Origin of the sequence: Streptomyces sp. NPDC060366, assembly GCF_042725135.1 — a bacterium.
Taxonomy (GTDB): domain Bacteria; phylum Actinomycetota; class Actinomycetes; order Streptomycetales; family Streptomycetaceae; genus Streptomyces.
Genome location: NZ_JBHXDC010000019.1, coordinates 1 through 19,659 on the forward strand (window position 1 = coordinate 1; position 19,659 = coordinate 19,659).

17 protein-coding genes and 3 pseudogenes are annotated in these 19,659 nt (G+C 68.4%); 6 read left to right on the plus strand and 14 right to left on the minus strand.

The features are described 5' to 3' along the window. Window positions 1-158 precede the first annotated feature (158 nt). The 6 genes from ACFWHU_RS31805 to ACFWHU_RS31830 all read right to left on the minus strand — a co-directional run bounded on the left by ACFWHU_RS31805 (window position 159) and on the right by ACFWHU_RS31830 (window position 5,159). Window positions 159-437 (minus strand): hypothetical protein, encoded by a 279-nt coding sequence (locus tag ACFWHU_RS31805; RefSeq protein ID WP_387229056.1) that lies wholly within the window; start codon window positions 435-437, stop codon window positions 159-161. Window positions 438-927: 490 nt separating this feature from the next. Beyond that, on the minus strand, window positions 928-1,185 hold the full coding sequence (locus ACFWHU_RS31810; RefSeq protein WP_387229058.1) for a hypothetical protein: 258 nt from the start codon (window positions 1,183-1,185) through the stop codon (window positions 928-930). Window positions 1,186-1,833: 648 nt separating this feature from the next. Beyond that, window positions 1,834-2,238, minus strand: coding sequence for a hypothetical protein (locus ACFWHU_RS31815; RefSeq protein WP_387229060.1), 405 nt, complete (start codon window positions 2,236-2,238; stop codon window positions 1,834-1,836). Window positions 2,239-2,594: 356 nt separating this feature from the next. Beyond that, window positions 2,595-3,248 carry a GIY-YIG nuclease family protein gene (locus tag ACFWHU_RS31820; RefSeq protein ID WP_387229062.1) on the minus strand — a complete coding sequence of 218 codons (654 nt, stop codon included), beginning with the start codon at window positions 3,246-3,248 and terminating at the stop codon, window positions 2,595-2,597. Window positions 3,249-3,876: 628 nt separating this feature from the next. Further along, window positions 3,877-4,323 carry a hypothetical protein gene (locus ACFWHU_RS31825; protein WP_387229064.1) on the minus strand — a complete coding sequence of 149 codons (447 nt, stop codon included), beginning with the start codon at window positions 4,321-4,323 and terminating at the stop codon, window positions 3,877-3,879. A 128-nt stretch (window positions 4,324-4,451) separates the two neighbouring features. Next, complete coding sequence (locus tag ACFWHU_RS31830) at window positions 4,452-5,159, minus strand: DnaB-like helicase C-terminal domain-containing protein (RefSeq protein ID WP_387229303.1); 708 nt, start codon at window positions 5,157-5,159, stop codon at window positions 4,452-4,454. Window positions 5,160-5,190: 31 nt separating this feature from the next. Here ACFWHU_RS31830 and ACFWHU_RS31835 point away from each other — a divergent pair. Next, a pseudogene (locus ACFWHU_RS31835) lies at window positions 5,191-5,766 on the plus strand (helicase); the annotation flags it as partial. 503 nt (window positions 5,767-6,269) lie between these two features. Here ACFWHU_RS31835 and ACFWHU_RS31840 read toward each other — a convergent pair. Together ACFWHU_RS31840 and ACFWHU_RS31845 are read right to left on the minus strand one after the other, a co-directional pair. After that, window positions 6,270-6,653: pseudogene (locus ACFWHU_RS31840) on the minus strand (hypothetical protein); the annotation flags it as partial. Window positions 6,654-6,900: 247 nt separating this feature from the next. After that, complete coding sequence (locus ACFWHU_RS31845) at window positions 6,901-7,776, minus strand: endonuclease/exonuclease/phosphatase family protein (RefSeq protein ID WP_387229067.1); 876 nt, start codon at window positions 7,774-7,776, stop codon at window positions 6,901-6,903. A gap of 2,143 nt (window positions 7,777-9,919) precedes the next feature. On the opposite strand from ACFWHU_RS31845, the gene ACFWHU_RS31850 reads away from it, so the two are divergent. The 4 genes from ACFWHU_RS31850 to ACFWHU_RS31865 all read left to right on the plus strand — a co-directional run bounded on the left by ACFWHU_RS31850 (window position 9,920) and on the right by ACFWHU_RS31865 (window position 13,757). Beyond that, a complete protein-coding gene (locus ACFWHU_RS31850; RefSeq protein ID WP_387229305.1) occupies window positions 9,920-10,936 on the plus strand; it encodes a bifunctional DNA primase/polymerase in 1,017 nt (338 codons plus the stop codon). Continuing rightward, window positions 10,933-12,492, plus strand: coding sequence for a phage/plasmid primase, P4 family (locus tag ACFWHU_RS31855; RefSeq protein ID WP_387229070.1), 1,560 nt, complete (start codon window positions 10,933-10,935; stop codon window positions 12,490-12,492). Before ACFWHU_RS31850 ends, ACFWHU_RS31855 begins: the two co-directional genes overlap by 4 nt. 123 nt (window positions 12,493-12,615) lie before the next feature. Next, window positions 12,616-13,002: a DUF6009 family protein gene (locus ACFWHU_RS31860; RefSeq protein WP_387229072.1), complete on the plus strand. Its 387-nt coding sequence runs from the start codon at window positions 12,616-12,618 to the stop codon at window positions 13,000-13,002. Between the two features lie 557 nt (window positions 13,003-13,559). Further along, a complete protein-coding gene (locus tag ACFWHU_RS31865; RefSeq protein WP_387229307.1) occupies window positions 13,560-13,757 on the plus strand; it encodes a hypothetical protein in 198 nt (65 codons plus the stop codon). 51 nt (window positions 13,758-13,808) lie between these two features. On the opposite strand, the gene ACFWHU_RS31870 is transcribed toward ACFWHU_RS31865, so the two are convergent. From ACFWHU_RS31870 to tpg, 4 genes are all read right to left on the minus strand, one after another. Next, a complete protein-coding gene (locus ACFWHU_RS31870; RefSeq protein ID WP_387229074.1) occupies window positions 13,809-14,066 on the minus strand; it encodes a hypothetical protein in 258 nt (85 codons plus the stop codon). Then, the gene (locus ACFWHU_RS31875) at window positions 14,056-14,286 is read right to left on the minus strand and encodes a hypothetical protein (protein ID WP_387229076.1); all 231 of its coding nucleotides are present in this window, start codon (window positions 14,284-14,286) and stop codon (window positions 14,056-14,058) included. The genes ACFWHU_RS31870 and ACFWHU_RS31875 overlap by 11 nt, the downstream gene beginning before the upstream one ends. A 217-nt stretch (window positions 14,287-14,503) precedes the next feature. Continuing rightward, window positions 14,504-16,585 (minus strand): pentapeptide repeat-containing protein, encoded by a 2,082-nt coding sequence (locus ACFWHU_RS31880; protein WP_387229078.1) that lies wholly within the window; start codon window positions 16,583-16,585, stop codon window positions 14,504-14,506. Window positions 16,586-16,995: 410 nt separating this feature from the next. Further along, a complete protein-coding gene (gene tpg, locus ACFWHU_RS31885) occupies window positions 16,996-17,397 on the minus strand; it encodes a telomere-protecting terminal protein Tpg (protein ID WP_387229309.1) in 402 nt (133 codons plus the stop codon). 20 nt (window positions 17,398-17,417) lie between these two features. Here tpg and ACFWHU_RS31890 point away from each other — a divergent pair, with 20 nt between their 5' ends. Then, a complete protein-coding gene (locus tag ACFWHU_RS31890) occupies window positions 17,418-18,107 on the plus strand; it encodes an AbiV family abortive infection protein (RefSeq protein WP_387229081.1) in 690 nt (229 codons plus the stop codon). 882 nt (window positions 18,108-18,989) lie between these two features. Here ACFWHU_RS31890 and ACFWHU_RS31895 read toward each other — a convergent pair. Beyond that, window positions 18,990-19,517 carry a hypothetical protein gene (locus ACFWHU_RS31895; RefSeq protein WP_387229319.1) on the minus strand — a complete coding sequence of 176 codons (528 nt, stop codon included), beginning with the start codon at window positions 19,515-19,517 and terminating at the stop codon, window positions 18,990-18,992. Between the two features lie 19 nt (window positions 19,518-19,536). Continuing rightward, a pseudogene (locus ACFWHU_RS31900) lies at window positions 19,537-19,617 on the minus strand (XRE family transcriptional regulator); the annotation flags it as partial. Between the last annotated feature and the right edge of the window lie 42 nt (window positions 19,618-19,659).

A 19,659-nucleotide genomic window follows, 5' to 3' on the forward strand; every position in this document is an offset into this window, starting at 1 on the left:
CACCGAGAGCGAACTGCTGCGCTCCGTCCTCCCCCGCAAGACCGCCCGGAAAGCTCCCGGATCCGGAAGTAACAGACTTCCGGAGTAACAGACTCCGGAAGTACGGGAGTCCGGAACTCGGGCCGGTACAGGGTGCGCCCCGTACCGGCCGTTCCGCGTCACGGGCGGCGCAGCAGGGCAACGGTGGCGGCCACGGCGGCCACCACCGCGGCCACCGCCATCAGAGCGGTCAGCGCGATCGTCAGGGGCGCTTCGAGCGCGGGGTGCTGGTAGGTGAGGTAGGCGACGCTCCCGCATGCAAGCGACACCACCAGGACCACCACCAGGGCCAGCGACACAGCCATCACCACGACGGCCGTCGACGCCGGGGCGGGCGCCGGCGGCAGCGGCTCGGAGACGGGGGAGGGCTGGTAGGTCGGGACGGTCGGAGCAGACATGGCGGTTCCTTCAGGTCGGGCGTACGAAGGCCGTACGCGAGGTGGAGTGCTTCGCCCCTTTGCGTCTCGGGGCGGGCCGGGGACACAGTCCTGGATCCGGCGGCTGGTCTCCATTCCTCGCGAAAATCCGTGTCACGCCTCGTCAGACGGGGGTCAGGGACGGATTCGCGAGGGCTTGACGGCCGGGGCTCCTGGAGTGCCGGGCAGCAGAATGGACCGGCGAGGACCAAGCGGCGCAAGCCCTGGCTCTGGCCTGAGAGGCAGTGAGTAAGCTCGCTCGCGTGGGGGTCGTCACTTGCGACTTAGTTATGGGGTGGCAGCCGCGGAATGTGACGCGGGATCCCGCGAAATCTTGCAACGCACTGTCGGCACCACCACGGCGCACCCCGAAGCACCGCGTTCACGCGACTCTCGACCGTGCGGCTGACCGTGTGTGGGGGTACTCACGTGAGTACCCCCACACCTCGTCCGCCGGGACCCGCCCGGCCGGTCACCGGCGAAGCAGGAGCGCCGCGTACATGAGCGGGGCCAGGATCCCCACAACGGCCAGGGCCGCCCCCATGGGTTCCCGGGCATCGGGATGAACGTAGACCACGTACGCGACCACCCCGGCCGCCAGGAGCAGCACCACGAACGCCAGCAGCACCACGACGGGCATCAGCGACGGCGCCACCGGGGCCGGGACGGGCGCCGGCGGCTGCGGCACGGCGGGTATGGGCGGATCCTGCGGACCGGTCGGGGTCGACATGACCGAAGTCCTTTCGGGTCGGGCGCATCGGGTGCGCGGATCACTGCGGAAGAGGTGTCCTCACTCCTTGGCCACGCTGGGAGCGGGCCGGACAGCACCGTGCGACACGGCGGGGCAAGCCCGGCAACTCCTTTCTACGACCAGGCACTCACCATCCCCCGCGCACCTGACATTCCGAGTGGCCTGGCTCCGGAACCGGCCCTGACTGTCCGTAGCGGCGAGGCGAGGCGGCGCGAGCGCAAAACCCCTGCCCGGCCCCCAGCGGACGGCCGCAGCCCTGGCAGGGAGGGGGTTCCCGGCTCGCCTCGCCTCGCGCCGCCTCGCCTCGCCGCTACAGAACGTGACAAGCGGAAGATGAAGAAGGCGTGTCCGAACCTGTAGCCCTTCGGGTCGGCCACGGACGCCATCTCCGGCTCCGGAGGCGAGGGCCGGGAGTTGGCTGGACCGTGGGATCCGGTGGGTGGTGGACGAGGGGATCGGACGGGGGACCGCGGGCACTGCCGCAGGTGGGACCCCCTTTCCGGACCTGGCCCCCGTTGCCGCAGGCCAGGCCCTGTGGGCAAGCTCGTCCGGCGCGCCAACACCTCTACCGGCAGGCTCGGGAGAGGTCCATCCGGCGCCGCCCGGCAATCCGAACTCGCGCTGCACCTAGGAGACGTTCGCCGTCGGTTCCGTCTCGTGCGCGGGACCGTAGAAGTTCACTGCCTCGCGCGTGCGCGACACGCGCGCGCCTTGGGATCGCCCTGGGCGCCCGGTGGCGGCGGTGAAGAAGATGAACACCTCGATCCCGAGCGGCACGCAGACTGGGCGGATGATCACCCGCCGCCCGCTGGGCACCGGACCGTCCGAGAACTCCGGGTTGTCGCCAACGTCGCCGCCGCGCGCGCAGCTCGCCGCCGAACGCCTCCCAACGACCACGGTCGCGGTCTCCTCGGTCGACGAGCCCGTCGCGGTGCCGGCCGCCCGGCGCCGGACCCTGGGCACCGGAACCGCGGCGACCGCCAGGCGGTGACCGGCCCGCCCCTCACGCGTGTGCACGGTGTGCACGTGCACGCGTGCACACCGAAACGCGCGCGACCCCCGACCGGCGCCCAGCAACGGGTGTTCTGGCTCCGCCAGATGTTCGACCGGCGGGCCGCCGACCCCGGCCGGGCACCCCCGTACGGACGGGTGCGGCCGTACGGACCCGCCCGCACCCGGACGCGCCGCACGTCGGCGCGCCCCGGCAGGCCCGGCCGTACGGGGCGCGCGAGCATGGGCCCGCGCGTTCAGCTTCCCCGCGATCCCCTCCTGGGGAAGCTGAACGCGTCTGCGGCGCGGCGGGTCTCCCTCACGCGTGGGCGGGCGCGGCACGCGGTGGCCCCCCAAATCGACCTGCCCGGCGACCGGCCGACCCTGCGGCGCGGCGCTCACAGATCCGGGCCGCCAGCCCCCGAGCGGAGGGCGGCTCGGGCCACCTGTTCGAGCGTGTAGCCGGTCGGACGGCCCGGAAGCCGCAGGCGCAGGCTGGACAGATCGAACTGGGCGGCTCGGAAGACGGTCGCGATCGTCCGGCCGGCCATCGCCAGCCGGTCTGGCCGGTGGTCCCACTGCCGCCAGGTATCCGGGTCCGCGGCGCACAGGTGCTCAAGGAGCTGGGCGACGCTCATCGACTGCGGGTCACCGGCGCGGGAGAAGGCATCGCGCATCAGGCCGGCCAAGCGGCTCGCCTCGGCAACGTGCGGCGCGGCGGGCAACGCGCTGGAGTCCGGCAGTTCCGTGGACGGGTAGGAGCGGCAGCCGAGATCGACCGCAGCGGTCGCGATGATGGCCACGGGGTGGTCCTCGCCGAAGTCGAACCACTCCCCGTGGCTCCGGTACGCGGCGAACCGCTGGTGAAGAGCATGCTCAAGACGGCGTCCGCCACGGGTCTGCCACATGACGTGGAGCCGGACCGGTGACCCGCACTGGAGGTCACGCAGGCGCGCGGCCACGTCCGCCGCCGTACCGATCTTGACCGGCCGGGCCGCCACCGACCCCACCAGGTAGACCCACGCCTCAAGTTCGGGTTCCTTGCCGTGCACCGCACCCCCTCCGTCACGCCGAACGGCCCCGGCGCGGCTGACGAAGCTATCGGGGCCGCCACGCACACGTGCGTTGGGATCCCGGATTCACCAGATCGCGGCCGTGATGATGACGACCGGCCTGGCGCCGGCCGGGAGGGCGCTTCACAAGGCGCCTCATAGGGCGCCGCACAAGGCGCCCGACAGGGCGCCGCACAGGGCGCTTCATAGGGCGCCTTGGGACCGGCCCGCGGTGAGGTAAACCCGCACGTCAGCAAGCTGGTCAAGGGGGCGCCGGGCCGCCGACTACTTCTCACAGAGGGTCATTTGAGAAGCACAGACCCCTACCCGACCGACTGAGCGAGACCCGGAAAAGAGATCCAGAGCGACCGCTAGCGGGAGTGCTAGACCTAGCGGCCCCCGCTGCTAGGCGCACCGCCCTGACCAGCGCTCTAGCACCTAGCAGCCCACCACCCAAGCCCCGCAACCCCGCGACAGGCCACCTCAACCGCCGCCCGCCGCCCGGGTGCTAGAACCCGCCCCCGCCAACACGAAGCGCTGTACGCCGATCTGAGCGCCGAACACGAGACGCCCCGCCGAGGGAGACCAGGGCGGGGCGAAAACGCGGGAGAATGCCGTACGGGCCACGTCACGGGTCTAGGAGGCTTCCCCCCGCCGGAACCCGCGACTTGACAGCCATGTCCTCCGCCCGCGCCGTGGGCACGTCCGGGTGGGCGCAGCGGCGGAGCGGATTGTCGTCGTCGTCATCCTCGACCCACCCGTGCTGGTCACAGGCCGGGCACGCCCGCACGGCCAGGCGCCGGGCATACGTGGCGTCCCACGGCGGAGCGCCGACGGCCGACCATTCCCGCGCCAGTTCCAGGTACTTGTCGCCCCTGTCGGCGAAGACCGGTGCCACCGCGCCTGGGCGCAAGGTGCGCAACAGGCTCCACGCGGCGTGGCTGGCCGCGTACATCGCAGAGTTGGCCAGCGGTTCGACCCCGCCGCCGTCGTGCCGCCTCAGGATGTCCAGCCGCGCCACGACCTCCAGCAGCTCTCGGTAGGTCTGCTCGTACGCCGATCGGCCGCCGTCCATCCGCACTCCTGCCGTCGAGGCGCCGTACGCCTTCCTGAGCGCCGTTCTGACGCCGTGTCGGCCCGAGCAGTCCCACGCGGTCCGGGAAGGCACTCAGAGGCGCGCTGAGCGCCTTCCCGGCGGTGTGCTCAGGTCTGGCTCATGTCCAGGAACCGGCTGTAGTGGCCCTGGAAGGCGACCGTGATCGTCGCGGTCGGGCCGAACCTGTTCTTCTCGACCACGAGATCGGCCTCCCCGGCGCGCGGCGTGAACGGGTCGTCGGCGTCCGGGCGCTCGATCTTGAGCACGACGGACGCGTCGTTCTTGATCGCCCGCGACTCGCGCATGAGCCCGGTGTCATTGAGCTGGGACAGGGCGATGACGTGGCAGTTCAGCTCCACGGAAAGGTTCTTCAGGCCCCGTGAGACGGCTGCGACGGCCTGCTCGCGGGTGGCGTTGCGGGACTGCTCGACCTCCACGAGCTGGAGGTAGTCGACCACCAGGAGCGCGAGGCCTCCGTCGCGGGCGCAGGCCCGCACCGCCGACGCGATGTCACCCAGTACGGCGCCGTCGGGCCGGTAGACCCGCAGCGGCAGATCCCGGAACAGCTCCGGGCCCAGGCGCCGGACTTTCTCCCAGCCCTCCGCGCTGAGCAGGCCCTCGTGCGTCATGTGGTGCAGCGCGATCCCGCCCTCGGCGGCGGCGATCTTCTGCATCAGCTCGGTGGAACTCATCTCCAGCGAGGAGAACATCACCGGGGCGCCCGTCTTGGCGGCGGCGACCGCGGCGTTGAGCGCGAACGTGGACTTGCCCACGCCGCTCGCGGCTCCCACGACGGTCACGTTGCCCGGCTGCATCCCCGACGTGACCTGGTCAAGGTCGGCGAACGAGATCCGCGATCCCTCGCCGGTCCACGGGGAGGCAGAGGAGGCGCGACGGGGCCGGCGCCTGGCCCTGTTGCAGACCGCCCTGCTGGAGCACGCCGCCGCGTACAACCTGCGTACGGTCATGACGTTCCACCAGAAAGTCGAGGAAGCGGCCGCGTTCGCGGACAAGCTCCCGGAGACGGCCGCGGAGCTGTACATCAACGACGCCTCGGACGACGACCTGGCCGCCGCCGACAAGCTCCCCGCGTCCTCGGTCGACGCGGAGTTCTACGAACTCGAGGCCAGCCGCCACGTCCCGCCGGACCGGGTGTGGTCGGCATGGCTGTGCGGCGACCACCTCGTATCCGAACGCCGCGAGGTCCTGCGCCAGTTCGCCAACGGCATCGACGCCGCCGGGCGCCGGGTGCACCGCGCCTTCCTCGCCAGCGTTCGCGTGCTCGGGGAAGGCGTCGACATCACCGGCGAACGGGGAGTCGAGGCGATCTGCTTCGCGGATACCCGCGGCTCCCAGGTCGAGATCGTGCAGAACATCGGCCGCGCGCTCCGCCTCAACCGCGACGGCAGCACGAAGAACGCGGCCCCGCAGTCGGCGCAGACCGGCCGTCGTGCCTCGCGCTCGGCTGTCCTCTGTGCGTCGGCGCGTGCTTCGGCCGCAGGGGCGCGGGCGGCGGCGGCTTCCCCGCGCGGGTTGCCGATCGCGTCCTTCAGGGACTGGAAGACGGGCCGGCCTATCCGGTGGAAGGCGGGACCGTCCAGGCCGTGCTCGCGCAGCAGGTTCAGGCCGATGGCCACGATCGGGATGCACCCGTCGTAGGTGTGGTGGCCGCCCCGGTGCGCCCGGCCCTGCCAGATGCCGGTGGTGAGTTCGGCGACCTTGCGCATGACGAGGTCGGGGTTGCGCTTGCCGATGCGGTGGAACACCAGCAGGACCGGCGGGTGCGGGCGCTCGTCGCCGGGCCGGTGCTCCGGTGTCCACCAGCGGGTGCGCCACATCGGCCGCTGGTGTCCGTCGGTGTCCTTGACCGTGCGCCGGAAGAACCGCTGGTAGCCGTGGAACTTGGCGGCGATCTTCTGCGGACTCTCGTGGCAGTTGTCGACCTCGATGAACAGCAGCGGTATCCCGTCCTCCGGGGCGGTCAGGACGATGTCCGCGTGGACCGCGGCCCGGCCCGGGGTGGTCCACGTCCCGGCGAACGGCAGCACCACCTCGGTCGCGTAGGAGCCGATCGTGCCCACACCCGCCGGAGCCTCCACCGCGGCCCGGGCGGCAGCCTGCGCTTCCGGCAACTCCTTCGTGAGCAGGGCCAGGTCCGGCTTCGGCCCCAGCAGCGCGATCACCGTCTCGTTCACCGACATCGGGTGCGCGACCCCGGTGGTGCCCGCACCGCGCGCAGTGCCGCCCATCTCCCTCACCGGCCGCCCCAGCGCGTACGCGGCAGCCTCCAGACTTGCTGGAGCAACCATCCAGCCAACAGTTCAGCCCCCGCCCGTGCAACCCTCTCAGGGCGGGCGCGACCTCCAACCGGTTCAGGCGCTCGCGACCGACGGAAGGAATGCCGGTCGCGGAGGCCGTAGTCGATGAGGGCGAAGAAGCGGCTGGCGAAGGACATGCGGTAGTTCCAGCCATAGCAGCCGGGAACGTGAACCCTGGTAGAGCAGGGACGTTGGGAGCCCTGCTCTACCGAGGTTCACCCTCAACGATGTCGAGAGATCAGGTCACAGTGCACGGTCTCTGAGGGCCCTGGGCCAGGGTGACATCGCTGATCACGAGCCGGTGATCCGTGTTGACCGTATGAATCCGACAGTGGAGGGAGTTTACGCGTCGGTGAAGGATGTAATCGAACTTTGCATCGCCTTTCGTACCGACTGTCCGATTACACCGATCGGATTTGGTCTCTCCGCAGAACTGGTCGACATCCCGGAACCCCGCCTGCCAGATCGGCCCCGTAACTTGTGTCCTCCACGGCCGGGTATTGAGGTCACCGAGAACCAGCGCGCGTGAGTGCGGTCGCGTGGCAGCCACTAGTTCATCGACCTGCTGTTCCCTCATTTCCTCGTACTCCGGCCACGGACTACTCAGGTGAGTGTTGAATACCCGAACCCACTGACCATCGATTTTTGTATGGAACGACTGGATGCCACGCGCTTCCCGCCATCCCTCATCTACGCTGTAACCCTTCCTGTTGTGCCCCTTCACCAGGGTGCCCTTGGCGTAGATGACTGCTGTACCCACCCGCTGAGCGTTGCACCCAAAGCCGGGGAGCCAAGCATGCAGTCCCACTCGGTAGCCATACTCCAGGCCCAGTTCCTTGAGTTCCTCAACGGCCTCCTGCACCTCGTTCAGACAGGATTCCTGGAACGCGACTACTTGCGGCCGAAAACGCCTCACCTGCTCCACGAGCATTTCCGTCGAACCGAGGTCCTGCCCGTTGGTGTTCCACGTCATGAATCGGTTCGGAATCACGGTTGCGGACGCTTCGACGGCGGGCTCGGCTTGCGCCGGCACTATCGACCCCAGTAGCGCCAATATGGCGATCAACCACGCCTTCGCGGCGAGTCTTGCCGTGCTGACATTTGATCTCTGCATCACTTCTCCTATGCGGACATCGGATGTGCGGCCCAATTGCTCGACAGGCAGCTCTGCGACCGTCTGAACGGTCCTGTCCTCGTTCCTTCGCGGGTTCGTGAGTGCGTCCGAGTCGTCATTGACGCTTCCCCAGCGACAACAGTGGCGTGCTCGGAACACAGTCGCGATGCGCCGTCTTCTCTGTGTGTTTACGACTTTCTGATCTGTTGTCAGGGCTGTTCGCCGGTTTGCCAGAACCTCGCATCATGGGCGCGCCCCACAAGCGCCGGGTGTGGTAGAGGAGTTTTCTGGGCTGCTGCAGACTCGAGAACCACAGGACGGTCGCGGCAGCGTTGATCGCGGCTACCGCGAACCTGGAGGCGTTTCGCTTCGAATCACCAACCCGCAGGGCTTCGCCTGTCGTTGAGGTCCGTTTTCACAGTGAAGGAGCGGTCGTCGGGAGACCTTCGGAAAAGCTTGAATCCGCCTTGGGCCCGCCGATCTGCGGCGTTCAGTGTGTTGCCGTAGGGGCGGTGGAACAGCTCAGGGGGGTGATGGACACGTGGTTCGGCGCCTTGGGGCCATCGGTGCTGCGGATTCTCTGTGCCCAGGTACGCCGCTGGCGCAGGATGGTCAGGAGTTGGGAGCGACCGGAAGGCAGACCGCAGCTGGAGTCATCCCCGTAGCTGCCAAGTTTGAGAGGAAAGCGGATACCTACAGGAGTGGCCGTCATCTGCGACACCGATGACTGTCTCGCCGTCATCTGGCGGTCGAGACGGCCAACAATGGTGATAAGCGCTCTGCGGAAGGGGTCCTGCGCGCTGGCGCGCAAAACTGCCGAGGGCGACGGCTGGGTGATCAGCTTCGGCTTCCGGCCAGCCGGTGATGACATGTCCGGGGCGCGCGGTCGGGCGCGGGCCGGTCCGGGGGCACGGGGCGTGGCGGCGGAGCTTCGGACGCGTCGACACGGCGTCCAGGTGCGCTTATTGCCTGCACACCCAGCCCCCACACAGAGCAAGAGCTGACCAAGCCGCCGTTGCGTTTTCCTCCACCCCTAAATAGCGCGAGTTGCCCTGGGGGCTACGTGGCAGCCGGAATGTTTTCGGCAAGGCGGTCCAGCCGCGTGGGGAGGGCCCCGGACGAGCCGGGCGCGTTTCTGGGCACAGCGGGCGGTGCGCTGCAGCGGCACGGACAGGCGTCCGTCCGCTTCGCGGAGGACGACTTCGGCGAGGGCGCCGCGGCCGTCGTTCTTCGGCAGGGCGCTGGCGTGGCCGCCAGCGGCCGGCGGCCACGGCGCGGGCATGCCCGGTCAGTTGGGGACCGCGACGACGACCATCGCCCAAGGCCGGTCTTTGCGCTGGCCCAGCGGCTCCGGGGGGCCAGCTGCTGCTCCTTCGAAAACGGTGTCGGCTTCGGCTCGGAGCCAAGCCCCGACCTTGTGGGCACGGATGCCACGGATGGCCCCGCAGATCGCGCCAAGGGCTTGCCAGGCCTGGGCGGGCCCGTGCGTCTGGACCTGCCCACCAGGAGTCGGTCTCTTTGAGTCCCTAACCTGGCTCTGCTGGAAAGAAGCTGGTCAAGCCGCTTCCGGTGCCGAGGGCAAGGGACTCAAGGGACTCAAGGGACTGAAATCTCTAGTTCTGTTGATCACGGGTGCGTGTGGATGCGCGCGTACGGACTGAAGCCCTTCTACCCTGAGCCGTTCATAACTGGGATTTTCAGTCCCTTCAGTCCCTGCCTGTACGGCATATTGGTGTTGACCTGCTGTTTTACGCAGGGACTGAACGGAGACCAAGTTGGTGTGAAACCCTTGAGTCCCTCCGAGCCGCCACCGCGGAGCCGGGCCGCGACACGCCCGGTCGTCCGAGCAGATCAGGCTGGAGCGAGCCTTGGGGCTAGCCCCAACTCCCCAGGTGGCAAAGGGACTGAAGGGACTGAAGAAGAGAAAGAGCTGCCACCGCTCCCAGGCGGCTGATGTAAGGTCGGACGGTATTGGAAAACTCAGTCCCTTCAGTCCCTCATCCGGCGACTACAACGCTGTGAGCAGGCCTTTTGCCGTGAGGGACTGAACGAAGCTGTTGGCCCCTCGGGTAGGACGATCAGCGTGCCGCGTCATGGTGAGACCAGCGATCCGCCGCTGGCGGGAACTGCGAGTCCCCACGACATCGCCCGCTGGTGTGCTTCGAACGGCTGGCCCGTCCACCCGCTCGCCCCAGGCCGCAAGATCCCTGCCGCGAACTGCCCATCGTGCCGGAACGAGCCCCACCGGCCCCAGGATTGCCCATGTGTCCCCGCAGGCCGGTGGTGCCACGGATTCCATGCAGCAACCACGAATACTGCGCTTCTGGACGCATGGTGGGGAAACAAACCCGCATTCGGCGTCGGCGTCTCCTGCGGCCCGGCAGGCCTTCTCGTTCTTGACATCGACACGCACAGCGCTCAAGTGCCTGACCGGAACCGGCTCCTGCCCGGCATCCCCATCCACGAGAGCGTCAACCTGGCAGGCCTGGCCTCAGGATTCGACACCCTTGCCCTGCTGGCCGCTCTCCGTGGCCAGCAAAGCCCGGCGGACGACCGTTCGACCCTGCGCGTCTGCACACCTTCCGGCGGGCTGCACGTCTGGTACCGCACACCCGAGCAAGTCCCGCACTACCGCTCATCGGTGGGCTCCAGTCCCAAGGTCGCCTTGGCCTGGCAAGTTGATGTCCGTGCCACGGGCGGATACATCGTGACCCCCACCACCCGCACACCCGCCGGCACTTACACACCGGTCGGGACCGCACGCTTTCCCGCCCTGCTGCCGTCCTGGCTCGCCGCCGAGCTCCAGCGCACCGGCCATCGGACCGATGACCAGCCTGAGCCTCTGCCGTCCCCGCGCCGCGCGGCGACCCGACCGGCCACGAAACGTGCCCACCGGCTCCTGGAGCCGCTCCTCGCCCAAGTCGAAGCCTGCGCGGCAGCAGTCGAAGGAACCGCCTTCACCGAGAAGCTGAACCGCGCGTCCTACACCGCCGGCGGTCTCATCGCGGGCGGTCACCTCACAGAGAGTCAGGCACGCGATCTGCTGACCGCAGCGGCCGACGCCGCCCGCCCCCATCGCCACCGACACAGCCTGGCCGTCATCACCTCTGCCCTGTCCGCCGGCTCCAGCCGCCCGCTGCACCTCGAAGGACGCCCATGAGCAGCGCCGACAGCCCACGCTTCGACGCCACTGCCGCAGCCCAGCAGATGCTCGATCTGGAAGTTCAAGCAGCAGCCCAGCCCACCCTGCCCGCCCAGCAGAGCACCCCAACCTCCCTTGTCCACGGGGCCGCCGCGTCGACGGGCCGACTTCCCGGGCTGCTGACCGACCGCGGCAACGCCAAGCTGTTCGGCGTGATGTTCGGAGACCAGTTCCGCCACGTAGAAGGCCTGGGCTGGTACCACTGGGACCAGTACCGCTGGAAGCGCACCGGCGGCGAGAAGGCCGCCGTCTGGGCCGCCGGAGACCTCGCCGAACAGATGCCCGCAACCGACCCCACCGGACAGTTCACCGAACGCGACCTGGCTGCGCACCGCCGACGGTCCATGTCGACCCCCGGCATCAAAGCCATGCTCACCCAGGCCAAAGCCTCACCCGCGCTTGCCTTGGACCCCGACGTCCTGGACGGCGACCCCTACGCCCTGTGCACCCCGGCCGGCGTCGTCGACCTCCACACCGGCCGGCTCCACAAGCCCGACCCGGAAGCCGACATGCACTCGCGGGCCACCAGCGTCGCCCCCGAAGCAATGCCCACCCCGCGCTGGCACCGCTTCCTCCACGACACCTTCGGCGACGACGCCAAGGGCGAGGAGACCATCCACTTCCTTCACCTGCTGCTCGGCTACTCCGTCACCGGCGACGTCGGCGCCCAGGTCCTGCCCTTCCTCTACGGCACCGGGGCCAACGGCAAGTCCGTCCTGCTCGACGTCATGACACAGATCCTCGGCGACTACGCCCAGGCGGCCCCGCCCGGCTTCCTCATGGAGAAGGGCAAGTTCTCCGAGCACTCCACCGAACTCACCGAACTCCACGGCCGCCGCATCGTCGTGTGTTCCGAACTGAAGCCCAACGACAAGTTCGACGAATCCCGCGTCAAACTCCTCACCGGCGGCGACCGCATCATGGCCCGCCGCATGCGCCAGGACTTCTTCAGCTTCAACCCCACTCACAAACTCTGGCTGCTCGGCAACCACCGCCCCGAAGTCGGCACCGGCGGCCACGCCTTCTGGCGCCGGATCCGCCTCATCCCCTTCGACCGCGTCGTTCCCGCCGCACGCAAGATCGACAACCTGGCCAAGGAACTCGTCCAGAGCGAAGGCCCCGGCATCCTCCAGTGGCTCATCGAAGGAGCCCAGCTCTACCTCGATACCCGTGACCCTCTAGCCGGACCTGCCACTGTCCGCACCGCCACCGAGGCCTACGCCACCACCGAAGACCACATCGGCCGCTTCCTCGCCGAATGCTGCACCACCGGCAGCCCCGACCGCTCCCCCGCAGACCTCCGCGTCGAACAGGGCCTGCTCTACGCCACCTACAGCAGCTGGTGCAGCGCCGGCGAAGGCATCCGCCCCGCCACCGCCCGCGCCTTTGCCACCCGCGTACGCCAGGAACTGTCGCTCGCCTCACCGGCCGACATGATGAAATCGAGCGGCAAGAAGTACTACCCAGGCCTCGGACTTCTTTCCGACGACGAGTCCCAGGCCGACCATGACTGACTCTCGCCGCCGCCGTATCGCCGCCGCCACGACTTATCATGAACACGATTCCCTCACCCGGAACCGTGCCCACCCTCCTCACCCCGGCCGCCTGGCCGCCCACGACAAAAAGGGGCCGCAGCCATGAGCTCGCTGCTGAACGAGAGCGACCTCCGCCACGAGAACGCCGTGGTGTGGCTGGAGAGCCCCGACGACCTCGACTACGTCCGCCAGGCCCTCGACAAGACCGTCCGCCGCCGCGGCAAGCCCCGCTACGAACGCGACGGCCGCATGGTCGGTTACACCGAACTCGACGCCCACGCTGAAGCGGACCCCGACAGCGGCCTCCAATTGCGGCGCGTCTTCTTCCTTCTCCCGCATGACCGCGACGCCGACCCCGACGGCCCTTACCACGAAGGCGCCCCCGGCGAGGCCGTCGATCCCCGTACCATCCGGCCCGGCCGCGTGGGCGACAAAACCCCCCGGTCTCAGCGCGGTGCCACCGCAGCCATAACAACCACCGGCGCCTGACACCCGTACGGCATACGGACGTTCGGACGCTGAAATTGGACGAAGCGGCTGGTCCGGTGGACCACGCCCACGGACGGCCTCGCTGCGGCGCTGAGCGGCACCACCGCCCTGCTGGAGCGGCTGGAGGCCCTCTGTGACGCTACGGTGCGTCAGCACGCCGCACAGAGCGGCTCATACGGTTCCCTGGCAAAGGCCACCGGCGTCTCCCGGGCGACCGCGCAGTCCCGCCGCGACACCCTGCTGCGGAAGGACCCGGGCGAGCTCGAGCGCTGGGCGACCGGCACGACCGGTTGAAGCTCGTACGGCGGCGCCGTGCAGCGGACGAACACCGTTCGCTGCACGGCGCCGCTTGCCTTTGCAGCACTGTCTGCGGCACGTGCAGCAGACAGTGACGCCGGGGGCCGGCCTTCGAATGTCAGCTCTCTGGCTGACGTGTTTCGGCAGCCCGCCACCTGGGAGACGGCCGGTTGGTCCCTGTTGGAGACCCAACACGCCCTCATATGCTCCGGGTTCGGCTCATCCCGCCTGTTTCAGGAGGTGTCGTGCCATCCGATGTCATGTTCTGCTACACCTGCGACTCCGACGAATCGCACCGTCCCCTCACAGAGAACGAGAAGGTGTGGTTCAGGAACCACACCGGCCGTAAGAAGGTCGACGAGTTCTTCATGTGCAAGGCGCCGAAGTGCCGCAACGTGCGCAGCGGTTTCAACAAGCGCCCCTTCGATCCTGTGATCCGGGTGCCCCTGCCCGATTGACGCGCAAGTGGGGGCTCCGGACAGGATCCGGAGCCCCCGGTGCTTGGAGCATCAGGCTTCGACGTACGCCACCACGGTGATCGTCTTCAGGGCGGTGACGAAGTAGATGACCCGTACGCCGTCGATCTCGTCCGAGTAGTCGCGCAGCAGGGTGCCGGGCACCTCAGTGCCCAGCTCGGGGCTGACGCTGATGGCGACGATCGCGCGGTCCAGGCGGTGCGTCTCGCCTGCGGTGAGCTTGGACAGCTGGGTGAGCGCGGGCTCCACCGTGATGACGCGCGAGCGGCGCGGCCCGTGCTCAGGCGACACGAGGCTGCTCGTCAGCAAGACGGGCGAGATGCGCGTCGCGGGCCGTCTCCCACGGCACCCCGGTCTCGGGCGAGGGATAGCCGTTCGCGGCGATGTCCTCCAGCACCGAAGCAAGGACGTCGACCTTCGCGCGCTGGTCGGCCGCGTACGCCCGGACCGATTCGGCGGCGTGCTCATCGAGGGGCTGGCGTTCGGGCGCGGTGGCCGGCTGCTGGCTCATCCGGGACTCCTGGGCTGTCATCTGGCGTATGCCACCACGGTAGCGCCGGGCCGGGCCGCCGGACCCCGGTACGGACGAACCGGGACCCCGCAACAGGAGTGTGGTCACATTCCGTACGCGGACTCGACTTCGTCCACAGCTCTGCCCCTTCGCTAGCGGCGGCCGGGCTGCTGATCGCTGCGGCTTCCAGCCTTCGCGCAGAGGCGGCCGCTGGGGTTCAGCGTTTGACGCGGTTGCGGATGGCGACTGCGGCAAAGCCGAGGAGGACGGGTTCGAAGAAGCGTGAAGCCATCTCAATGTTCTCTCCGGTAGTGGTGAGGTTTTGGCCGGAGGATCGGAAGATGACGGAGTTGACCGCGATCCGTATGGCCTTCGTGGCCCGTTCGGCTGTGAAACGGCCGCCGAGGGTGCCGGTGACGGCCGGGGCGGCGGTGTTGGTCGTGAGGGCGAGGACCTGCCCAGCTTCAGGAAGGGTGCCGATGGTGCGGGGTTTCGGATCGTTGGTGGGCAGGCCCCACATCATCAGCGTTATGACGGTGGTGGTCATGGCCAGGGCGAGCCAGGCCAACGCGCGGGAGGCCCGCAGACCGTAGCCGGACAGGGCCCAATAGCCGGTGAGCAGGCCGCGTTCGGCCCTGCTGCGCCGATGTCGGCGGTCCAAGCGCCGCATCTCCGTTTCCGCGTAATAGAAATCGGAGGCGCCAGGTTCGTCCTTGCTGTCCTCGAACGCTTTGCGGAGCTGTCGGTAGAGCGAGGCGAGCGCTGGGGGACCTGGCAGGCGTGCCGCAGGGCCTGACTGTGGTGGTGCTGCGGTCCATCCGGCCCGAAGCCGTGGGCGGTGCTCAGGCAGGGCCCTCCAGTGGTGCTCCTCGGCCAAGGCTAAGCGGTGAGTCCACCACAACGGAATTCCCCGCCGTATATCTATCCTGGACGGGGTACGGGCGAAAAGGGTTTCGCCTTCGAGGCGGAGCTGGTCGAGGTGGAACGCGCCGAAGAACCGGCATTCGGCCAGGTCGGTGTTGGTTAGGACCATGTGCGCGGCGTCGACCCCGCGCAGTGACATGATCCGTACACCGGCATCACCGGTCAGTCCCGTCTCAACTCCTTCAGCGGTGCGGAAGGGGGCGGCGTGGGCGGTAACCGCGATTGGCTGCGTGATCACGGCGTCGGAAAGATCCACGGCGGCGTACCGAAGCCGTAGTGTCGCCGTCGACTCCCATCGCGTGCGTAGACACCACACGAATTTCGCAGCCGCCTCGATGGTCACCGGCACCGCGAATATTGCTGCTGACAGATCCAGATCTCCTTGGCACGTCAATGGGCCCAATCGACCCGCACCGGAGAACTCCGCGTGGCAGAAGCTGGCGCAGACGGAGAATATCGCGCCCTCAAACCCGGCGTGGCCGAAAAACTCCGCGCCGTCGAAGCAGGCGTGGGAGAACGACGCACCGTCGAATCTTGTGTGGCCGGAGAACGTCGCGCCGCCGAACCATGCTTGCTCAGTGAACGTCGCGTCATCGAACTCAGCCTGGGTGGCAAACCTGGCGTCGTCGAAGCTGGCGCGGCCGAAGAACGTCGCAGTTCCGAAGTCAGCGTCGCCGGTGAACGTTGCACTGTCGAACCATGTTTCGTCAGTGAACCTTGCCCTACCGAAGTAGACTTTTTGGCAGAACGTCGTGTTGTCGAAGTGTGAGACGTCGGTGAATTTCGCGCTTAGGAATGTCACGTTGGCGGAGAAACTCGCGCCAACGAAGCTGGCGTAAGAGAATGTCGCACCGTGGAACGTGACGCGGTCAGTAAACCTCACGCCGTCGAAGTTTACGAAGGCGGAGAATGTCGCGTCGGCGAATCTCGTCTGAGCGGAGAATGTCGCGTTCCGGAAACTGGTGAGGGCGCAGAATGTCGCGGTTCCGAAGTTGGCGTAGTCAGAGAATGTTGCGTTGCCGAACTGGACGACGTCGGTGAACGTCGCGTTTTGGAAGCGGGCGGCGTTGGAGAACGTCGCACTATCAAAGCGGGATTTACCGAAGCGAGGCCGACCAGTAGTCAGGTCGCGGAGGGCGTTGAGGAGTTCGTTCAACAGGGACTCGGTGAACGTCGTGCCGCGGTGGTCGATGTCGTCGCCCGGCGACAGCGTCGTCAGGTAAGTAGCCCGGTCGGCGGGTGCGAGGTGGGCCAGGCACAGGAGATGTCCCGGAACCACTATGCCTCGGCAGCCGAGACGATCAGCAGCAGTTACCCCCTCACTGCAGTGTGACCATTCCGGGGCCGGAAGCGAAGATGCGGGCGGGGTCGTCATGCCGGGCAAGACGATCAGATGTCACCTCCGGGTTGCTTGGCGACGATGTGTTCGAGGACTCCGCAGAATCCGCGCCCTCAGTTCACTTGCTGCTGCTGGCCGTAGCTGCTCGGCTTCCTTCCGGCGCCGGTTTTCGGCCAGCTCCTCCTGGATGACCGCGCCGGCGTCTGAGTCCTTCGGCCCGCCACTCCCGGCGACTAACTGCACCAGCAGTTGCCAATCCGCGAGTTCGGCTTGACGGCGGCCGCCGTCGTTGGCCAGGTCTTCCTGACGTCGGTCCAGCACCGCGTCAAGGTCGCCTTCCCTGACAGCCAGTGCCGCGCCGTACGGCGCGTCCCGCGCGACACGGCACGAGGTCCGGCCGAAACCTTCGCATAGTAGTCCGCCGCAGATTGCATTTCGGCGGACGCTTATCCACGTCTCCAGAAGCCTTGAATTATGTGCTCCGAAAACGCTATGTCCAGCCACTCCACGTCCGCGAATTTCACCTCCAGGCGCGCGCGACCGCCACCGCCTTGACTGAAATAGGCGGCCGCGATGGCCTGCGCCACCAACTCATGCAGCTCCGCATCCGTCGCTCCGGACTCCTGTGCGGCAAGGATGGCGGCCGGGTGGGAGGGGGTGACGGCGACGGTGATGTCCCGTTCGCGGCCCGCGTCCGAGGTGCCCTCCGGACCGAGGCCGAAGTACGCCCGGCAGGAGATGACCAGCCCGCCCGAGGAGGCCGCGTGCTGCCTGGCCTGGGCCCTGACCTGCGGTTGCCACTCCGCCTCGGCCCAGGCGTTTTGTGCGAGTGCTGCCGACCAGTTCAGGAAGTCGGCACACTGGGTTCATGACCGAAATGAGCCCAGGGCAGGCACGTGAGTTCTGGAAGGCGTTGGTGGACAACGCCTCCTCGCTGATCACCGACGCCCGCACCCTGCTGAACGCCGGGTCCTACGGGCGGGCGTACTCCCTGACCGTCCTGGCACAGGAGGAGCTCGGGAAGGCCCTGTGGATCTACAACGTCTTCCAGGTGGACTGGAGCTCCGATGCTGATCAGCCCCGGACGGTGGACGCCTTGACTCAGCATGGGAGGAGCCACACCAAGAAGTACCTGGAGGCGGTGGTCTTCGGTGACGACCTCGCCGAGTTCTGGGGCGACTACAGCGCCGTCCGCGCCACGGGATCGAGCTACGAGGAGTGGGAGAAGGCCCACAAGGCACGACAGCAGGAAGCAGAGGCCGCTGCCCAGACCGCCAACCTGGCAAAGCAGCGCGGGTTCTACGTCGACCGCGACGAGAACGACACCATCCTGTCCCCCACGGCCATTCCCGCCGGAACGACCGAAGCCGACCTGCAGACCGCCGCGCGCGTGATCGAGATGCTCCTCATCAACGATCATGTCCGGACGAAGTCGGCCGCCACACCGTACGACAGCACCCATGAGCAGCAGTTCCGGCTGTTGTCCGTGGCACACCCTGAGGACTGGGCCGCGGCCACAGGATCGGCTGGCCCAGAGGGTGAACAGGACAACTGGTAGCCGAGGAGGATTCGGAGGCCAGTCTCTCCCGTTACGCAAAGCGCCATGTTCCCGGCAGCTCCACTGCCGGGGACCAGGCGTTTCGTGCAGGCTGGTCTACAGCTCGATGTCGAGCCGCTCCACGTACGTGAACTCCACGTCCAGGCCGTGTGCGCGGGTGTTGTTGGCGCGGAAGTACATCCGGGCCAGGCCCTCGGCGGCGATCTGCCGGAGCGGGCTCGGGAGCCGGGAGCCGGGAGCCGTCGACCGTGCGGCCGTTGACCCGTACGGGAGAGGTCGACGTGGGAGAGATCGACCAGCCACGAGCCGGGCAGCGCCGCATCGAACGTCGGGTTGCCGGTCAGGTGGGTCGGCTCGTTCAGCCCGACGGTGAGCCCGTTCGCGGCCGCGGCGAACGACATGTTGATGTCGACCGTGACCAGGAACTGGTTCACGCATTCCTCGTCGGTCAGCGGCCGGCACCAGTCGTAGGGCTCCTCCATCAGCATCTCCGACGGGGTACGCATGTGGTGCCGGGCGAACTTGCCCTTGAGGACCGGGTGTTCGTCGGGGACCTCGCACTCCACCACGGAGTACACGGCGGTGAGGGCGTCGTCGTTGAACGCCCGCCCGAACGCGCCGGTGGTCTCGTCCTTCTGCGCGCGGGTCGGCGGGCGCAGCGCGACCATCAGCTCCAGGCCGGTCGTCGCAGTCGTCCCGCGCGGCGTCATCACCCGCTCCGCGTACAGACCGAGGTAGCGGGCGAGGTCGACAGGGTGCATCGTCGGCAGCAGCTCCGGGTCGTCCTTCCTGCCCCACTCCCGGACGTCCAGCGCGTTCCAGGGCAGGATGCACAGCTGGACGCAGCGCCGCTTCGAGCCTTCGGGATCGCGGTACGCGGGCTCACGGGCCGAGACCGCGCTGGCTCATCCGGAGTCCGGCCCGGTCGATCTGCTTGACCACCTTGTGGCCGGACGGGAATCGGCCCGCGTGCCGCTCCTCCTCCGGCAGCGCGGCGGGCAGACCGTAGCGCTCCAGCGCGGCCTCTGTGAGGGCGAGGATCGGGTCGGCGTCGCGGCCGTTGCGGTGCAGCCGGGCCTGACCGAGGCGGGCCTCGGTCAGCGTCCAGTCGACCAGCGCCGGAATGGACTTGGCGGGCACGTCTAGGACCAGGCCGCCAACGCAGTACGCCGACACCTGCCCGTCGGCGTCGGCGTCAACGACCGCGAGCGGACCGTTCTCGGAGCGCGGGTCGACGGCGGCCGCCGTAGTCTTCTTCGCCGTCGCCTTCTTCACACCCGGGCGCCGCGACGACGCGGCGGGCTTCGCGGCGGGCGTCGGCCGTACGGCACGAACCGGGGCCGGGGGCGTCGGCGCTTCGGCCGCCGGGGCGGGAACGGGCGCGGGGCCGGTGAACTCCTCCGGGACCACCGGCGCCGGAACGGTGGCAGGCGCGGCGGACGCCGTCCTGGAAGTAGACGTCCTTGAGGGCTTCGGCGGCGATCTCCTGGAGCTGGGTGTCGCTGGCGCCGGGGGAAGGCACCGCGCCGTTGATGTCAGCCGACCGGCCCCA

What these genes read in the sequence shown, in the direction of transcription:
- ACFWHU_RS31855 (WP_387229070.1), top strand. Translation starts at nt 10,933, where the DNA reads ATGAGCAGCGCCGACAGCCCACGCTTCGACGCCACTGCCGCAGCCCAG.
- ACFWHU_RS31825 (WP_387229064.1), bottom strand. Translation starts at nt 4,323, where the DNA reads ATGGACGGCGGCCGATCGGCGTACGAGCAGACCTACCGAGAGCTGCTG.
- ACFWHU_RS31875 (WP_387229076.1), bottom strand. Translation starts at nt 14,286, where the DNA reads ATGAGCCAGCAGCCGGCCACCGCGCCCGAACGCCAGCCCCTCGATGAG.
- ACFWHU_RS31890 (WP_387229081.1), top strand. Translation starts at nt 17,418, where the DNA reads ATGACCGAAATGAGCCCAGGGCAGGCACGTGAGTTCTGGAAGGCGTTG.
- ACFWHU_RS31805 (WP_387229056.1), bottom strand. Translation starts at nt 437, where the DNA reads ATGTCTGCTCCGACCGTCCCGACCTACCAGCCCTCCCCCGTCTCCGAG.
- ACFWHU_RS31830 (WP_387229303.1), bottom strand. Translation starts at nt 5,159, where the DNA reads ATGCAGCCGGGCAACGTGACCGTCGTGGGAGCCGCGAGCGGCGTGGGC.
- ACFWHU_RS31860 (WP_387229072.1), top strand. Translation starts at nt 12,616, where the DNA reads ATGAGCTCGCTGCTGAACGAGAGCGACCTCCGCCACGAGAACGCCGTG.
- ACFWHU_RS31845 (WP_387229067.1), bottom strand. Translation starts at nt 7,776, where the DNA reads ATGCAGAGATCAAATGTCAGCACGGCAAGACTCGCCGCGAAGGCGTGG.
- ACFWHU_RS31865 (WP_387229307.1), top strand. Translation starts at nt 13,560, where the DNA reads ATGTTCTGCTACACCTGCGACTCCGACGAATCGCACCGTCCCCTCACA.
- ACFWHU_RS31880 (WP_387229078.1), bottom strand. Translation starts at nt 16,585, where the DNA reads ATGACGACCCCGCCCGCATCTTCGCTTCCGGCCCCGGAATGGTCACAC.
- ACFWHU_RS31810 (WP_387229058.1), bottom strand. Translation starts at nt 1,185, where the DNA reads ATGTCGACCCCGACCGGTCCGCAGGATCCGCCCATACCCGCCGTGCCG.